Source organism: Phreatobacter cathodiphilus (assembly GCF_003008515.1).
Taxonomy (GTDB): Bacteria; Pseudomonadota; Alphaproteobacteria; order Rhizobiales; family Phreatobacteraceae; genus Phreatobacter; species Phreatobacter cathodiphilus.
On record NZ_CP027668.1, the window covers coordinates 3,005,655 to 3,021,822 of the forward strand.

General features: G+C 68.8%; 14 protein-coding genes. 7 read left to right on the forward strand and 7 right to left on the reverse strand.

Going from position 1 to position 16,168, the window contains the following annotated elements; all coding sequences use genetic code 11:
- Window positions 1–29: 29 nt before the first annotated feature.
- Window positions 30–557 carry a hypothetical protein gene (locus C6569_RS14455; RefSeq protein ID WP_146144813.1) on the forward strand — a complete coding sequence of 176 codons (528 nt, stop codon included), beginning with the start codon at window positions 30–32 and terminating at the stop codon, window positions 555–557.
- 1,268 nt (window positions 558–1,825) lie between these two features.
- Here C6569_RS14455 and C6569_RS14460 read toward each other — a convergent pair.
- Window positions 1,826–3,208, reverse strand: coding sequence for a leucyl aminopeptidase family protein (locus C6569_RS14460; RefSeq protein ID WP_106749510.1), 1,383 nt, complete (start codon window positions 3,206–3,208; stop codon window positions 1,826–1,828).
- Window positions 3,209–3,368: 160 nt separating this feature from the next.
- Between C6569_RS14460 and C6569_RS14465 the strand changes: the two genes are divergently transcribed.
- On the forward strand, window positions 3,369–3,977 hold the full coding sequence (locus C6569_RS14465; RefSeq protein WP_245898111.1) for a cysteine hydrolase family protein: 609 nt from the start codon (window positions 3,369–3,371) through the stop codon (window positions 3,975–3,977).
- 287 nt (window positions 3,978–4,264) lie between these two features.
- On the opposite strand, the gene pheT is transcribed toward C6569_RS14465, so the two are convergent.
- The 5 genes from pheT to C6569_RS14490 form a co-directional block, all read right to left on the reverse strand.
- Entirely contained in the window at window positions 4,265–6,682 is a 2,418-nt protein-coding gene (gene pheT, locus C6569_RS14470; protein WP_106749511.1) for a phenylalanine--tRNA ligase subunit beta, read from the reverse strand.
- Between the two features lie 12 nt (window positions 6,683–6,694).
- On the reverse strand, window positions 6,695–7,777 hold the full coding sequence (pheS, locus tag C6569_RS14475; protein ID WP_106749512.1) for a phenylalanine--tRNA ligase subunit alpha: 1,083 nt from the start codon (window positions 7,775–7,777) through the stop codon (window positions 6,695–6,697).
- Between the two features lie 135 nt (window positions 7,778–7,912).
- A complete protein-coding gene (gene rplT, locus C6569_RS14480) occupies window positions 7,913–8,278 on the reverse strand; it encodes a 50S ribosomal protein L20 (protein ID WP_106749513.1) in 366 nt (121 codons plus the stop codon).
- A 49-nt stretch (window positions 8,279–8,327) separates the two neighbouring features.
- Window positions 8,328–8,528, reverse strand: coding sequence for a 50S ribosomal protein L35 (gene rpmI, locus C6569_RS14485; RefSeq protein WP_106749514.1), 201 nt, complete (start codon window positions 8,526–8,528; stop codon window positions 8,328–8,330).
- Window positions 8,529–8,705: 177 nt separating this feature from the next.
- The gene (locus tag C6569_RS14490; RefSeq protein ID WP_106749515.1) at window positions 8,706–9,008 is read right to left on the reverse strand and encodes a hypothetical protein; all 303 of its coding nucleotides are present in this window, start codon (window positions 9,006–9,008) and stop codon (window positions 8,706–8,708) included.
- 166 nt (window positions 9,009–9,174) lie between these two features.
- Between C6569_RS14490 and C6569_RS14495 the strand changes: the two genes are divergently transcribed.
- On the forward strand, window positions 9,175–9,480 hold the full coding sequence (locus C6569_RS14495; protein WP_106749516.1) for a DUF1330 domain-containing protein: 306 nt from the start codon (window positions 9,175–9,177) through the stop codon (window positions 9,478–9,480).
- Between the two features lie 110 nt (window positions 9,481–9,590).
- On the opposite strand, the gene ccrA is transcribed toward C6569_RS14495, so the two are convergent.
- The gene (gene ccrA / locus C6569_RS14500) at window positions 9,591–10,868 is read right to left on the reverse strand and encodes a crotonyl-CoA carboxylase/reductase (protein WP_106749517.1); all 1,278 of its coding nucleotides are present in this window, start codon (window positions 10,866–10,868) and stop codon (window positions 9,591–9,593) included.
- A 317-nt stretch (window positions 10,869–11,185) separates the two neighbouring features.
- On the opposite strand from ccrA, the gene C6569_RS14505 reads away from it, so the two are divergent.
- From C6569_RS14505 to C6569_RS14520, 4 genes are all read left to right on the forward strand, one after another.
- Window positions 11,186–11,440 (forward strand): GlsB/YeaQ/YmgE family stress response membrane protein, encoded by a 255-nt coding sequence (locus tag C6569_RS14505; RefSeq protein ID WP_106749518.1) that lies wholly within the window; start codon window positions 11,186–11,188, stop codon window positions 11,438–11,440.
- A 113-nt stretch (window positions 11,441–11,553) separates the two neighbouring features.
- Window positions 11,554–13,530, forward strand: coding sequence for a protein meaA (locus tag C6569_RS14510; RefSeq protein WP_106749519.1), 1,977 nt, complete (start codon window positions 11,554–11,556; stop codon window positions 13,528–13,530).
- A 44-nt stretch (window positions 13,531–13,574) separates the two neighbouring features.
- Complete coding sequence (locus C6569_RS14515; RefSeq protein ID WP_106749520.1) at window positions 13,575–14,447, forward strand: alpha/beta fold hydrolase; 873 nt, start codon at window positions 13,575–13,577, stop codon at window positions 14,445–14,447.
- A 102-nt stretch (window positions 14,448–14,549) separates the two neighbouring features.
- The gene (locus C6569_RS14520; RefSeq protein ID WP_106749521.1) at window positions 14,550–16,166 is read left to right on the forward strand and encodes an AMP-binding protein; all 1,617 of its coding nucleotides are present in this window, start codon (window positions 14,550–14,552) and stop codon (window positions 16,164–16,166) included.
- Window positions 16,167–16,168: the final 2 nt, after the last annotated feature.

Here is a 16,168-nt window from a genome sequence, read left to right on the forward strand (position 1 = left end):
GGTGCATGGCACAACCGGAGCCGAGGAACGTGTCCAGGGACAGTACTGCATCGACCCGGATGGAGGTCCTCAAACAGAAGAACCTGGCCCGGCTGAAGCGTGTCGATACCGCCTCGGTCCTTGCCCGGACCGCGCCTGTCGTGGCCGGTCTGTGCGACCGGTTCACGATCGCGGCAGACGCGGACCACGCGAGCGAACTGGCACGTTTCGGCGGCCGCTTCCCCCAGTCCGGTGACTGGTACGCGAAGGGCCTATGCTACGGCCCGCCGCATGGATCCGTGACGCGCGAGGCGCTTCGCCAGATCATCGCCGCGGAAGACCTGTCGGGGTGGGTCGAGTTCTGCGCGCGGACGGCCAACACCGACGCGGTGATCATCATCGGCGTCGACACGGCCGCCTTGCCGGATCTGATTCCCGAGCTGCTCGACATGGACCAGTTGCCCGAAGCGCGCCATGCGGAAACACCGCAGTTGGACGACTGCTGGATCATCAACCGCGCTGCCCGATGGGGCCTGCTGCTGTGGCACGAGGGCCGGATCGTGCTGGAACGGCTGTAGGCGGCACACTTCGCCCGCCGGCCGACCAAGGGGTCACTTGACCCTCCCCTGGAGGGGGAGGGTCGCTTGAGCGGAGCGAAAGCAGGGTGGGGTGAAGCCATGGCTGCCTGCGCGCGCCTTGGAGCGGCGCCCGTCACGACACCTCCGCGTCAGGGGCTGCGATCCTTCTCCCCTCGTGGGAGAAGGTGGCGCCGCATAGCGAGATGCGACCGCATCTCGCGTTCGCTCGATGCTATGCGCCGGATGAGGGGGCCTGCCGTACACCGCGCATCCGCCCGCTCACCCGCCCGCTGACGCGGGCACCCTCTCCCACGGGGGGAGAGGGTTGCCCCAGCGTCGCGCCCCTGACACCGGGGACAAGTCCACGCCCCTCCCGCGTCGCCCTCCGCCCAACCCGCTGATCCCCAGCCTCTTTCCCGCACCCCCGAAAAAATCCGCGCGAAACATCTCCCCATTTGGCGAACCTGCCGCATGCTTCCCCCACCTTCTGCCTTCATCGAGGCATCGTCCGGTGGTGCGGGCGATGGGGCGGAGGGGCGGTTCCCTTGGCGGGCGGCCTCACCAGCCCGCGCGCCGAGGGCGTCGCCGGGAACACCGCCCCTTCGGGCCCTGCGGGCGCATCCGCGCCGGGGGTGACCGTTGTGCGAGGAGCATCGCTAGGCGGGCGAGCAGGACCGGCGGGCGGGCGCGACCCTCCCTGCCGGGGGGCTTCGGGCATGCGGGACACCGCGTCCTCGAGGCCAGGCCGGAGGCCGTCGCAGGGTCCGCCCCCCGACGGTTCTCGGCCCGGGAGGCTGTCGGGGCATCGCGTCCCGCCCTCCCGCCCCGCTCGCCCCGGACGCGCGGCCCGGTGAACGACAAATGCCGCGGTGAAGCGCCGTGAGGCGCGCCGGCTCGCGTGGGGTCCGTTTCCTCGGGTCAGCCCGGATGCTTGATCCGGGCTACCAACGGAATCCCCGCGAGCCGGCGGGCTTCGGCACACGAAGTCCGGGCCTGCGGGGGGACCCGCCGGCCCGGAGGCTTTTTCGCCTCCGCGCCTGACGGCGCTTCACCCCTCGCGCGTCTCGATGGAGCGGCGCGGGGACCGCGAGGAGCAAACCCCGGCCTGTCGAGGCGCGGGAACGGGGAGGCGTGGGTGGAGGGATGGCGGAATGGCGCGGCGGGCTCCGGCTCACCTCTTCGCGGCGGGCAGGGGTCCAATCACCTCTCCCCGCCAGGGAGAGGTGGGGGCGCGCTGCGTCAGGCCGGGCGGCGTTCTCCGTGGAACCTCACCCGAACCTTGCCTTCAGCACGGCGAACAGCGCCCGCGCCGCCTGCATCTCGCCGCCCTGCGGCCGTCCGGGCTTGTCCGCCGGCACCCAGCCATAGACGTCGGCATGCAGCCAGCTCTGCGCCTTCTCGACGAACCGCTCGAGATAGAGCGCGGCGGTGATCGAGCCGGCGAAGCCGCCCGTCGTGACGTTGTTGAGATCGGCGATCTTGCTGTCGAGCCCGCCGGCATAGGGCTTCCACAGCGGCAGCCGCCAGACGGGATCGCCGACCGCGAGGCCTGCGGCCGCCAGCTCCGTCGCCAGCCCGTCGTCGTGGGTATAGACCGGCGGCAGGTCCGGCCCCAGCGCCACCCGCGCCGCGCCCGTCAGCGTCGCGAAATCGGCGAGGAGCACCGGCGCCTCCTCGTCGGCGAGCGCCAGCGCGTCGCAGAGGACCAGCCGCCCCTCGGCGTCGGTATTGCCGATCTCCACCGTCAGGCCCTTGCGGGTCGGGAACACGTCACCGGGGCGGAAGGCGGCGCCGGAGACGGCGTTCTCCACCGCGGGAACGAGCAGGCGCAGGCGGACGGGGAGCTTCGCCGCCATGATCATGTGGGCGAGGCCGATGGCCGCGGCCGCGCCGCCCATGTCCTTCTTCATCAAGAGCATGGCGGAGGAGGGCTTCAGGTCGAGCCCGCCGGTGTCGAAGCACACGCCCTTGCCGACCAGGGTCACCTTCGGGTGCTTCTCGTTGCCCCAGACGAGGTCGACGAGCCGCGGCTCGCGCGGCGAGGCGGCCCCCACGGCGTGGATCATCGGGAAGTTCTGCTTCAGGAGCGCCTCGCCGACGACCGAGGTCACCTTGGCCCGGTGGCGCTTGCCGAGGTCGCGGATCGCCGCTTCCAGCTCCGCCGGCCCGAGATCGTTGGCCGGCGTGTTGATGAGGTCGCGGGCGAGCGCCGTCGCCTCGGCGGCCTGGCTCACCGCCGCGCCGTCGACGCCGTCCGGCACGACCAGCAGGGCCGGCTTCGCCGAGGCCTTCTTGTAGCGGGTGAAGCGATACTGGCCGGTGACGAAGGCGAAGGCCGCCCGCTCCGCGTCGCCGGGATCGTTGGCGAAGCGGTAGAGACCGGGCGGGATCTGTCCCGGCAGCTTGCCGGCGAGCAGGGGATCGCGATGGGCGGCACCCTCCGCCTCGATGCCGAACAGCACGGTGGCCACGGCGCCCTTGGCGTCCGGGACGACGACGGCCTTGCCCGCCTTCGGCTCGAAGCCGACGGCGTCGAGATAGGCCTGTTGCGGGGCTTTCAGTTTCGCCTTCGCGTCCGGATAGGTGCTGGGGGTGACGAATGTGACGGGCGTGGCGCCGGTGGTGCCGGCCGGACGAAGAAGCGGGTGCATGGGAATCCTGTGCCGCGAGCGTTCCGACAGGCTAGAGCCGCGCGATACCGCCTGTCACCCCCGCGCGCCACGCGCATGGAGGGGGCGCGCCCGCCATGGTTTACGCCGGCCGGAGCAGGCCCTTTGATGCCGCCCCGACAAGAACGATCCGAGGACGCCCATGCCCCCCGAAGCCATGACCACCCAGCCCAAGACCCTCCTGGAGCTCGCCGGCCGGAAGCCGGTGCCGCCGAAGCTCGGCGAGAGCATCCTCGTCCTCATCGACATCCAGAACGAGTATCTCGACGGCCCCATCGCCCTGCCCGGCTCCCGCCCCGCCGTGGCCAAGGCGGCGGATCTCCTCGCCCGTGCCCGCAAGGCCGGGGCCAAGATCGTCCACGTCGCCCACAAGGGTGGCAAGGGCTCGCTCTTCGACCGCGAGGCCCATCGCGGCGCCATCGTCGACGCCGTGGCGCCCGTCGCCGGCGAGGCGGTGGTGGAGAAGCCGCGGCCGAATTCCTTCTCCGGCACCAACCTCGCAGAGATCGTCGGCGCGCCCTCGGCGCCGCTGATCCTCGTCGGCTTCATGACGCATATGTGCGTCTCCTCCACCGCCCGCGCCGCCCTCGATCTCGGCTACCAGACGGCCATCGCGGCGGACGCCTGCGCCACCCGCGACCTGCCGACGCCGGCCGGCGGCGTCATCGACGCGGCGAGCCTGCACGAGGCGGAACTGGCGGCTTTGGCAGACCGGTTCGCGGGGGTGTTCAGGGCGGACGAGATCGTCTGAGGGCGCGGGGCTGCATCACCGAAGTGCGTCCTTCGAGGCTCGCTCCGCTCGCACCTCAGGATGAGGAAGGTGGAGGTTGGCAGACCGTGGGCATGCTCAGGGGGCGCAGCGGGCCACTGACTGGCCGAACTGCAAATCTCCAACGTCCTCATCCTGAGGTGCGAGTCCGGGCGATGCGACAGCATCGTCCCGGACGAGCCTCGAAGGACGCACTCGCGAAGTGCAAAGCCGGGTTCACCAGGCCGGGCGCGGGACAAGCTGATCCGCGACGGTGCCCGCCCCTGACCTCACGCCCGCAGCGTGCCGCCGGTCTTCTTCGTCACCTCGGCGACGATCTTCGCGGCGACGGCGTCGATCTCGGCGTCGGTGAGCGTCTTGTCCTTCGGCTGCAGCGTCACCGCAATGCCGACCGACTTCTTCGCCTCGTCGATGCCCTTGCCTTCGTAGACGTCGAAGACCTGCACGCCGGTGATCAGCTGCTTGTCGACGCCCTGGGCCGCCTTGACGAGATCGCCCGCTTTCACCGTCCTGTCGACGAGGAAGGCGAAGTCGCGCTCCACCGGCTGGAAGGGCGAGAGCACGAGCTGCGGCTTGGTGCGGGTTGGACGGACCTTCGGCGGCGGCAGCTTGTCCAGCAGGATCTCGAAGGCCAGCACCGGCCCCTTGACGTCGAGCGCTTCCAGCACCCGCGGGTGCAGCTCTCCGAAGGACCCGAACACGGTCTGCGGACCCATCTGGAACGTGCCCGAGCGGCCGGGATGGAACCAGGCAGGGCCGCCCTGCACCACCTGGATGCCTGCCATCGGCGCGCCGACGGCGGCGAGCACCGCCATGGCGTCCGCCTTGATGTCGTAGACGTCGGCGGCAGCCGTGCCCTGCCAGTGCCGTCCGGTGCCGGTCGGCTTGGCGAGGCCGCGGCGGAGACCCGTCGCCGCCATGAACTGGTCCTCGGGGCGGTCGCCCTTGAACACCTGTCCGACCTCGAACAGGGCGACGTCGCCATAGCCGCGATCGGAATTGCGCTGGGCCGCGGCGGCGAGGCCGACGAGCAGGGTCGGCCGCATGTCGGAGAGGTCGGAGGCGATGGGGTTGGCCAGCGCCAGCGCCGGCTGCCCGCCGCCGAACAGCTCGGCCTGAACCTTGGAGATGAAGCTCCAGGTCACCGCCTCCACCATACCGCGGCCGGCGAGCGTGCGCTTGGCCATGCGGGTGCGCTTCTGGATGAGGGTGAGCACCGGCTTCGGCACCGTGCCGCCCCGGTCGAGCGGGGTGGACGGCACCCGGTCGACGCCGGCGATGCGCATCACCTCTTCCGTCAGGTCCGCCTTGCCGTGGATGTCGGGACGCCAGGAGGGGGGCGAGACCTTCACCATCGGCCCGTTGCCCGAGACGTCGAAGCCGAGCGCTTCGAGAATGCGCTTCTGCTCGCGGTCGGTCACGTCGAGTCCGGTCAGCCGCCGGGTCTCGGAGAGCGGGAAGTTGATGATGAAGCCGGTGTCCGGAATGGCGCCTTCCAGCGTCACCTCCGACGGCTCGCCGCCACACAGGTCCATGACCAGCTTCGTCGCCAGTTCGACGCCGGAGAGCGTGAAGTTCGGATCGACGCCGCGCTCGAAGCGGTAGCGCGCATCGGTGACGATGCCGAGATTGCGCCCGGTGCGGGCGATGTCCATCGGGTCCCAGAGGGCCGACTCGATGAGCACGTCGGTCGTTCCCTCGTCGCAGCCCGAATGCTCGCCGCCCATGACGCCGGCGATGGATTCGACGCCGTTGTCGTCGGCGATCACCGTCTCGTGGCCGGTGAAGCCGTAGACGCGGCCGTCGAGGCCGAGCACGGTCTCCCCCGCCTTCGAGCGGCGAACGACGAGCGTGCCGGCAACCTTCTTCGCGTCGAAGACGTGGAGCGGCCGGCCGCGGTCGAAGGTCACGTAGTTGGTGATGTCCACCAGCGCATTGATCGGCCTGAGGCCGATGGCCTTCAGCCGTCGCTGCATCCACTCCGGCGAGGGGCCGTTCTTGACGCCGCGCACCAGGCGCAGGGCGAAGGCCGGGCAGTACTTCTCCTCGCCCTTGGCGAAGGCGAGTTCCACCTTATGCGGGTTGGGGAAGGTGCCCTTCACCTGCGGGACGACGTCGGTCTTCAGCTTGCCGAGACCGGCGGCGGCGAGGTCGCGCGCAATGCCGTGGATGGAGGTGCAGTCCGGCCGGTTCGGGGTCAGGTTGATCTCGATGACCGGATCGGAGAGTTGGGCCCAGTCGACATAGCGCGCGCCGAGAGGAGCGTCCGCCGGCAGGTCGATGATGCCGTCATGGTCCTCGGAGAGTTCGAGCTCGGCGGCAGAGCACAGCATGCCGCGGCTCTCGACGCCGCGGATCGTGCCGACACCGAGGGTGATCCCCTTGCCGGGAATGAAGGTGCCGGGGGGCGAGAAGACCGACTTCATGCCGGTGCGGGCGTTCGGCGCGCCGCAGACGACCTGAACGGGCTCGCCCGTGCCGGTGTCGACCATGCAGACACGCAGCCGGTCGGCATTGGGGTGCTGCTCGGCCGAGATGACATGGGCGATGGTGAAGGCCGCCAGCTTGGCGCCGGGATCGTCCAGCCCCTCGACCTCGAGGCCGATGCGGGTGAGCGTCTCTGTGATCTCGGCGAGGGAGGCCTCGGTGTCGAGATGGTCCTTGAGCCAGGAGAGGGTGAATTTCATCGGATGTCTCCCTCAGCTCGACAGGCCGCCGGCCAGCGACGGCAGGTCGAGCGGGCGGAAGCCGTAGTGGCTCAGCCAGCGCACGTCGGCCTCGAAGAACTGCCGGAGGTCGTTGATGCCGTATTTCAGCATGGCGATGCGGTCGATCCCCATGCCCCAGGCGAAGCCCTGGTAGACGTCCGGATCGAGGCCGCAATTGCGGATGACGTTGGGATGCACCATCCCGCAGCCGAGGATTTCCAGCCAGTCCTCGCCCTCGCCGAAGCGCACCTCGCCGCCCTGGCGGTTGCACTGGATGTCGACCTCCATGGAGGGCTCGGTGAAGGGGAAGAACGAGGGGCGGAAGCGCATCTTCACGCTGTCGACCTCGAAGAAGGCCTTGCAGAACTCTTCGAGGATCCACTTGAGGTGGCCGATATGGCTGCCCTTGTCGATGACGAGGCCCTCGACCTGGTGGAACATGGGCGTGTGCGTCTGGTCCGAGTCGCAGCGATAGGTGCGGCCCGGGCAGATGACGCGGATCGGCGGCTTGTTCGACAGCATGGTGCGCACCTGCACCGGGGAGGTGTGGGTGCGCAGCAGCATGCGCTCGCCGTCGGCCTTCGGATTGAAGAAGAACGTGTCGTGCATCTCGCGGGCCGGATGACCCTCGGGAAAGTTCAGCCTGGTGAAGTTATAGTCGTCCGTCTCGATGTCCGGCCCTTCGGCGATGGCGAAGCCCATGTCGGCGAAGATGGCGGTGAGCTCGTCCATCACCTGGCTGATCGGGTGGATGCGGCCGGTCTCCGTCGGGCTCTCGCGCACCGGCAGCGTGACGTCGACCGTCTCGGCGGCGAGCCGGGCGTCGAGCGCGGCGCTCTTCAGCACCTCGCGGCGCTGGCTGAGTGCCTCCGTGACGCGGTCCTTCACCTGGTTGATGGCGGCGCCGGCCGTCTTGCGCTCCTCGGGCGCCATCTGGCCGAGGGTGGCGAGCAAGGCCGAGAGCGAGCCTTTCTTGCCGAGGGCGGCGACCCTGACGGCCTCCAGGGCCGCCTCGTCGGCGGCGGCGGCGATCTGCGCCGTCAGGTCGTTTTCGAGCGTTGCGAGATCGGTCATGGCTCTGGTCACGGATGATGGGGCTGGGATCGTGTGGCGGGCGGCGGAAGGCACGTCAAGCCGCGAACGAAAAAGCCCGCGCCACCCTCGGGGAGGGTCGCGCGGGCCGAATTGTCAGACTTCAGGAGTGAGAAGTCAGGCGTTCGCCGGCAGCGATCCCTTGGCCTTTTCGACCAGGGCCGCAAAACCGTCCGGCGCCGTGATGGCGAGGTCGGACAGGACCTTGCGGTCGACGGCGATGCCGGCACCGATGAGGCCGGCGATGAAGCGCGAATAGGTCAGGCCGTGCTCGCGGACAGCGGCGTTGATGCGCTGGATCCAGAGGGCGCGGAAGTTGCGCTTCTTGTTGCGGCGGTCGCGCGTGGCGTACTGCATCGACTTGTCGACGGCAGCCTTCGCGGCGCGGATGGTGTTCTTGCGGCGGCCCCGGAAGCCGGAGGCGGCCTTGAGGACTTTCTTGTGCTTGGCGTGGGACGTGACGCCCCTTTTGACGCGGGCCATGGCTGATCTCTCTTACAATTTCGTTGGGGTGCTTCTCGAACCGGGCCGATCAGCCGTTCGGGAGGAAGTACCGCTTGACGTTGTAGGCATCGGTTTCGAACATGGCAGTGGTGCCGCGATGCTCGCGGATCTGCTTGTTCGACCGCTTGATCATGCCGTGGCGCTTGCCGGACTGGGTGTACATCACCTTGCCGGTCGCCGTGATCTTGAAGCGCTTTTTGGCGCCCGACTTCGTCTTCATCTTGGGCATTTGGCTCTCTTCATTCGTTGCGAGGCGCCCGACTGCCGGTCGTGAAACCGGCGGGGTTCCTCTGAAGGCTCAATGGTGAGCTTTCGGGATCGCCACGGCAGCCCTGATCAGCCGGTCGATCCGAAGAGCCGGGCGTATACAGGAGAAGGGGCGGGCCGGCAAGAGGCCGTGGCGGCGTCAGCGGCGGGCGCGCGCGGTGGCGTAGGCTGGCATTGCCGGCGCGGGCAGACGATGGCCTCCTCGAGGGCCGGCATCGTGCTCTTTCGGCAGCAGCATCACCGCCGCGCCCATCTGCACGCTGGCGAAGGTGAGGCCTAGGAAGAAGGTCAGCACCGAGACGGCGAGGGGCGCGACGTCGGAGCCGGACGCGAGCGTGGCGAAGCCGCCGATGTCGAAGACGATGAGGGAGGCGACGAAGAAGCCGGCGATCCCGAACCCGATGACCGCGTGGACCAGAAGGAACTGCAGGAGCTTCGGCATGGCGGCCTCCCCATCCGAATGCGACGACGGCATCCGCGGGTGAAACGGGGGGAACGGCGTCCTGTTCCCATGACCCGGGATACGACGCAACCCGCTCCGCCGATCACCCGTCTTGCGCGGCGGGCATGAGTGGCGGGATGGTAGCGCCCCACTGAGGAGGAAGAGCATGCCCAAGGGATACTGGATCGCCCGCGTCGATGTCCACGACACGGAATCCTACAAGAACTACGTCGCCAAGAACGGCATCGCCTTCGCCAAGTTCGGCGGGCGCTTCGTCATCCGCGGCGGCCGGTTCGAGACGCTGGTCGGAACCAGCCGCTCGCGCAACGTCGTCATTGAATTCCCGAGCTACGAACAGGCCCTCGCCTGCTGGCGCTCGGAGGAATACCAGGCCGCCCGCGCCGAGCAGAAGGGCGGCGCCGAGATGGATGCCATCGTCATCGAAGGCTACGACGGGCCGCAGCCCGGTTGAACCGATGGACCTTCGCTTCCGGTCGCCCCCCCGCCGCTGGCTGGCGGTTCTGGTTCTGCTCGCGGTCATGGCGGCGCTCGCCATGACCGTCGGGCTTTCCTGAGCCCCCGTCAGCCCCCCGTCGCCTCGATGACGTCGTCGAGCGTGCGCAGGCCCGGACGCGGCGAATTGACCAGCACGGCCATGTTGCCCGGCGCGTGCTTGTTCGCCTGCATCAGCGCGTGCGCCGCCGGGATTTTGTCCCAGGGGAAGAGCTCGCTCATGCAGGGATCGACGCGCCGGTCGAGCACGAACTGGTTGGCCGCTGCCGCCTGCTTCAGATGGGCGAAATGCGAGCCCTGGATGCGCTTCTGCCGCATCCAGACGTAGCGGGCGTCGAAGGTAATGTTGAAGCCCGAGGTGCCGGCGCAGAACACCACCATGCCGCCGCGCTTGGCGACGAGGCAGGAGACCGGGAAGGTCGCCTCGCCCGGATGCTCGAAAACGATGTCCACGTCCTTCTTGCCGGTGATGTCCCAGATCGCCTTGCCGAACTTGCGGGCCTCCTTCAACCAGACGCTGTACTCGTCCGAGTTCACCGTCGGCATCTGGCCCCAGCAGGCGAAGTCCTTGCGGTTGATGACGCCCTTGGCGCCGAGCTGCAGCACGTAGTCGCGCTTGGTCTCGTCGGAGATCACGCCGATGGCGTTGGCGCCGGCCGCCGCGACGAGCTGCACGGCGAAGACGCCGAGGCCGCCCGAGGCACCCCAGACGAGGACGTTGTCGCCCGGCTTCAACGTGTGCGGCGGATGGCCGAACAGCATGCGATAGGCGGTCGCCAGCGTCAGCGTGTAGCAGGCGGCCTCCTCCCAGGGCAGGTGCTTCGGCTTCTCCATGAGCTGGCGCGACTGGACGCGGCAGAACTGGGCGAAGGACCCATCCGGCGTCTCATAGCCCCAAATGCGCTGCGAGGGCGAGAACATCGGATCGCCGCCGTTGCACTCCTCGTCGTCGCCGTCATCCTGGTTGCAGTGGACGATGACCTCGTCGCCGACCTTCCAGCGCTTCACCTTGGCGCCCACGGCCCAGACGATGCCCGAAGCGTCGGACCCGGCGATGTGGAAAGGATGCTTGTGGCCGTCGAGAGGCGAGATCGGCTGGCCGAGGCCGGCCCAGATGCCGTTGTAGTTCACGCCGCCGGCCATCACGTAGATCAGCACCTCGTCCTCGCCCAGCGTCCAGGTCGGCACGACCTCGACCTTGAAGGACTGTTCCGGCGGACCATGACGGTCCTTGCGGATCGCCCAGGCATACATGGTGGCGGGCACGTGGCCGAGCGGGGGCACCTCGCCGAACTCGTAGAGATCCTTGACGGGGCGCGACTGGGGGGTGGGAGCAACGGCTGCCATTGGTGTTACCTCGGGTGTCGGGCGCCTTCTCGAGGGGGCGCTTCAGGCGGCGAGTATGTGCAGTGCAACATGGATGTGCAAGCGCGAAATGCCGGGTCCGGAGGCGGCATTATCGCCCCTTCGACCGATCCTCTGGCCCCCAACCGCAACGGGCCAGCCCCTACCCTGTTCCCGCCGACGGTATTTTTTCGCCGGGGACGGGGACCCGCAGGACGGTGCGCGCGTTGCCCTTCCGCGGTTCCGGCTCTCGTCGGCATCCGCGTGATGTCTTGCGCCCGGCCGGAAGCCGGCTGCGGCGCCTTGAGGAGGATTGCATCATGCCCGTCGAAAGTCTGCTCGTTCTGATACTCATCGGCGCCATCGCCGGCTGGCTCGCCGGCCTCATCGTCAAGGGCTTCGGCTTCGGACTCGTCGGCAACATCGTCATCGGTATTCTCGGCGCCCTGATCGCCACCTGGCTCTTCCCCCGGCTCGGGGTCTCGCTCGGCGCCGGCATCCTCTCGGCCATCGTCAGCGCAACCCTCGGTGCCGTGATCCTGCTGGTCATCGTCGGCCTGATCCGCAGGGCCTGACCACGCGGCCCGGCCCCCTCGATGTGGGCCGGGCCATGCCCCTTTCGCTGCATTGCAATAAGTCGCATGACGGCACAGAATGATCGCCAAAGAACCCCGCTCGGGAGGCGACAGTGCGCAACAACGACAAGCGCGACAAACCCTGGCTGATCCGCACCTATGCGGGTCACTCCACGGCCGAGAAGTCCAACGCCCTCTATCGCGCCAATCTCGCCAAGGGGCAGACCGGCCTCTCCGTCGCCTTCGACCTGCCGACACAGACCGGCTATGACGCCGACCACGTCCTCGCCCGCGGCGAGGTCGGCAAGGTCGGCGTTCCCGTCTCCCATCTCGGGGACATGCGCACGCTTTTCGACGGCATCCCGCTCGCCGAGATGAACACCTCGATGACCATCAACGCCTGCGCCGCCTGGCTGCTGGCGCTCTATGTGGCGGTCGCCGACGAGACCGGCGCGCCGCGCACGAAGCTCGCCGGCACGACGCAGAACGACATCCTCAAGGAATATCTGTCGCGCGGGACCTACGTCTTCCCGCCGGAGCCCTCGCTCAGGCTCACCAAGGACACCATCCTCTTCACGACGGTCGAGATGCCGAAGTGGAACCCGATGAACGTCTGCTCCTACCACCTGCAGGAGGCGGGGGCGACGCCGGTGCAGGAGCTCGCCTTCTCGCTCGCCAACGCCGTCGCCATCCTCGATACGGTGAAGGCCTCCGGAGAGGTGCCGGAGGGCGGCTTCGGCGAGGTCGTCGGCCACATCTCGTTCTTCGTCAACGCCGGCATGCGGTTTGTCACCGAGATGTGCAAGATGCGCGCCTTCGTCGAGCTCTGGGAGGAGCTGGTCGAGACCCGCTACGGCGTCACCGATCCCAAGCACAAGCTGTTCCGCTACGGCGTTCAGGTGAACTCGCTCGGCCTCACCGAGCAGCAGCCGGAGAACAACGTCTACCGCATCCTCATCGAGGCGCTGGCGGTGACCATCTCGAAGAAGGCGCGCTGCCGCGCCCTGCAGCTTCCGGCCTGGAACGAGGCGCTCGGTCTGCCGCGCGCCTGGGACCAGCAATGGTCGCTGCGCCTCCAGCAGATCCTCGCCTACGAGACCGACCTCCTCGAATTCGGCGATCTCTTCGACGGCAACCCGGCGGTCGCCGCCAAGGTGGAGACGCTCAAGGCCGAGGCCACCGCCGAGATGAAGCTCATCGAGGAGATGGGCGGGGCCATCGCCGCCGTCCCCTACATGAAATCGAAGCTCGTCGAGAGCAACACCCGCCGCCTCGAGGCCATCGAGAGCGGCGAGCAGGTGGTCATCGGCGTCAACCGCTTCACCGAGACCGAACCCTCGCCACTCACCACGGGCGAAGGCTCGATCATGGTGGTCGATCCCGCCGTGGAGGCGCAGCAGGTCGAGAGCCTGAAGGCCTGGCGCGCCGCCCGCGACGCCAAGGCCGTGGAGAAGGCGCTCGCCGCGCTACGCGCCGCCGCGAGCGAGGGTCGCAACGTCATGGAGCCGTCCATCGCCGCCGCGAAAGCCGGCGTCACCACCGGCGAATGGGGCCAGGTGCTGCGCGAGGTCTTCGGCGAGTACCGCGCGCCCACCGGCGTCGGTCGCGCCGCCCGCGCCGAGACCGGCGACCTCGCGCCCATCCGCGCCGAAGTGGAGAACGTCTCGCGCAGCCTCGGCCGCCGCATCAAGTTCCTCGTCGGCAAGCCGGGTCTCGACGGCCATTCCAACGGCGCCGAGCAGATCGCCGTGCGCGCCCGAGACTGCGGCATGGAGGTGGTCTACGAGGGCATCCGCCTGACCCCCGCCGAAATCGTCAACGCGGCGCTGGAGGAAGGCGTCCACGTCGTCGGCCTGTCGATCCTCTCCGGCAGCCACATTCCGCTCGTCACCGAGGTGATGGAGCGCATGCGCGCCGAGGGTCTCGACGACATCCCCGTCATCGTCGGCGGCATCATCCCCCCTGAGGACGAGGCAGTGTTGCGGCAGGCTGGCGTCGCGGCGGTCTATACGCCGAAGGATTTCCAGCTCAATACGATCATGGCCGACATCGTGCGGATCGTCGGGGACGGGGCCAAGCAGGCGGCGTGACCGTCCTGGTTGCGACGCGATGGCGACGGGGCCAGGAGCCGCAGATGCATGTGCTCGTCAACGGCGTCCGATTGTTCGTCGACGTCGCCAATCCCGGTCTCGTCGTCGACGATCGGGGAGTGCGAGAAAAGCCGGCCCTCGTCATGCTGCACGGAGGCCCGGGCTTTGACCACGTGCCCTTCAAGAGCGCATTTTCCGCCCTGAGCGATGTCGCTCAGGTCGTCTTCTACGATCATCGGGGCAATGGGCGCAGCGAGGGTTCGGACCCCGCAACCTGGAACCTGACGCAATGGGGCGATGACGTGAAAGGGCTCTGTGATGCCCTGGGTCTCGTCAAGCCGATCGTCTGCGGTCTCTCGTTCGGCGGCTTCGTGGCCCAGTCCTACGCCACGCGCTATCCCGACCATCCCGGCAAGCTGATCCTTCTGAGCACGGCGGCGGCGATCGACTTCGAACAGGTATTCGAGACATTCGGGCGCGTCGGCGGAGACGAGGCTCGCGCGACGGCCGAGAGCTACTGGATTCACCCGACTGGCGAGGGCCGCGCCCGCTACATCGAGCGCTGCGTCCCCCTGTACCGGCATCGGCGCGATCGACCCAGAGCACCCGTCCACGCGATCATGAGGACCGAGGTGGCCCTCCATTTCAACGGCCCGAACAACGAACATGGCCGTTTCAACTTCCATGCGGACCTGCGGAACATCACCTGCCCGACCCTCGTCGTCGGCGGAGTGCACGATCCGATCGTACCCATCTCCCTGATCGAGGCGACCGCCCGTTCCCTGCCGCCGCATCTGGTTCAGTTCGAGCGACTGGAGGCGTGCGGTCACGAGATCCATGGTGATGCGCCGGAAAAGGTTTTCCCGCTCGTCCGCACCTTCATCGCGGAGGGGGCCCCGGCTGGCAAAACCGCCTGACGGAGGCACCATCGCGACGTTGGCCATCATCTCCCTTTCCCCGCTGATGACCTCGGCGGCGATCTGTGCCAGCTTCGCGCCCCCTTTGTGAGACGGCCCGCCATGCTCCCACCCCTGCGCGACTACGACGCCTTCGTCCGCGATTTCCGCTGGCAGGTCCCGGCCCGCTACAACATCGGCACCGACGTCTGCACCCGCTGGGCGTTGGCCGAGCCTGACCGCGTCGCCATCCTCTGGAAGAAGCCGGACGGGCGGGTCGAGCCCGTCACCTATGGCCGGCTGGAGGACGCCTCCAACCGGCTCGCCAATGTGCTGGTGGCGAAGGGCGTGAAGCGCGGCGATCGCGTCGCCCTGGTGCTCGCGCAAGGCGCCGCGGCCGCCATCGCCCATATCGCCATCTACAAGATGGGCGCCATCGCCGTGCCGCTGGCGGCGCTCTTCGGCATCGACGCCCTCGCCTTCCGCCTCGCCAATGCCGGCGTCCGCGCCCTCATCACCAATGCCGAGGGGGTGGCCAAGCTCGCCCAGATCCGCGACGGGCTCGGCGAGCTCTCCGTCGTCCTCTCGGTCGACGGCGCGGCCGACGGCGTCGACAGCTTCTATGGCTCGCTGGAGCAGGCCTCGGGCGCCTTCACGGCGGTGGACACCGCCGCCGACGATCCCGCCATGATGATCTACACCTCGGGCACCACGGGCCAGCCCAAGGGGGCCCTGCACGGCCACCGGGTGCTCCTCGGTCATCTGCCGGGCGTGGAGATGCCGCACGAATTCTTTCCGCAGGCCGGCGACCGCATGTGGACGCCGGCCGACTGGGCCTGGGCCGGCGGTCTCCTCAATGTGCTTCTGCCCTCCCTCCATTTCGGCGTCCCGGTGGTGGCCCACAAGTTCGAGAAGTTCGACGCGGACGAGGCCTTCGCGCTGATGGCGGAGCTCGAGGTGCGCAACTCCTTCGTCCCCCCCACCGCGCTGCGCATGCTGCGCTCCATCGACGACCCGCGGGCGCGGCACAGGCTCGTGCTGCGCACCCTCGCCTCCGGCGGCGAGGCGCTGGGCACGCCGACCTATGACTGGGGCCGCGCCGCCCTCGGCCTGACCATCAACGAGTTCTACGGCCAGACCGAATGCAACCTGGTCCTCGCCTCCTCGGCCGCCATCGGCGTGTCGAAGGCGGGCGCCATCGGCAAGCCGGTGCCGGGCCACACGGTGGGCGTCATCCGCGACGACGGCTCGCTCTGCGCGGCGGGGGAGCGCGGCCAGATCGCCGTGCAGCGGCCGGACCCGGTCATGTTCCTCGAATATTGGGGACGCCCCGAGGCGACCCGCGACAAGTTCATCGGCGACTGGATGCTGACCGGCGACCAGGGCCTGCGCGACGAGGAGGGCTACGTCCATTTCTTCGGCCGCGACGACGACGTCATCACCTCGGCCGGCTACCGCATCGGTCCCGGCGAGATCGAGGACACGCTGCTGAAGCATCCCGCCGTCTCGCTCGCCGCTGCCGTCGGCAAGCCCGACGAGTTGCGCACCGAGATCGTCAAGGCCTTCATCGTGCTCAAGGACGGCGTCGAGCCGTCGCCCGATCTCGCCTACCACATCCGCGACTTCGTCAGGACGCGCATGTCTGCCCATTCCTACCCGCGCGAGGTGGAGTTCATCGACGAACTGCCGATGACCACGACGGGCAAGATCATCCGGCGCCTGCTGCGCGACCGTCTCTAAAC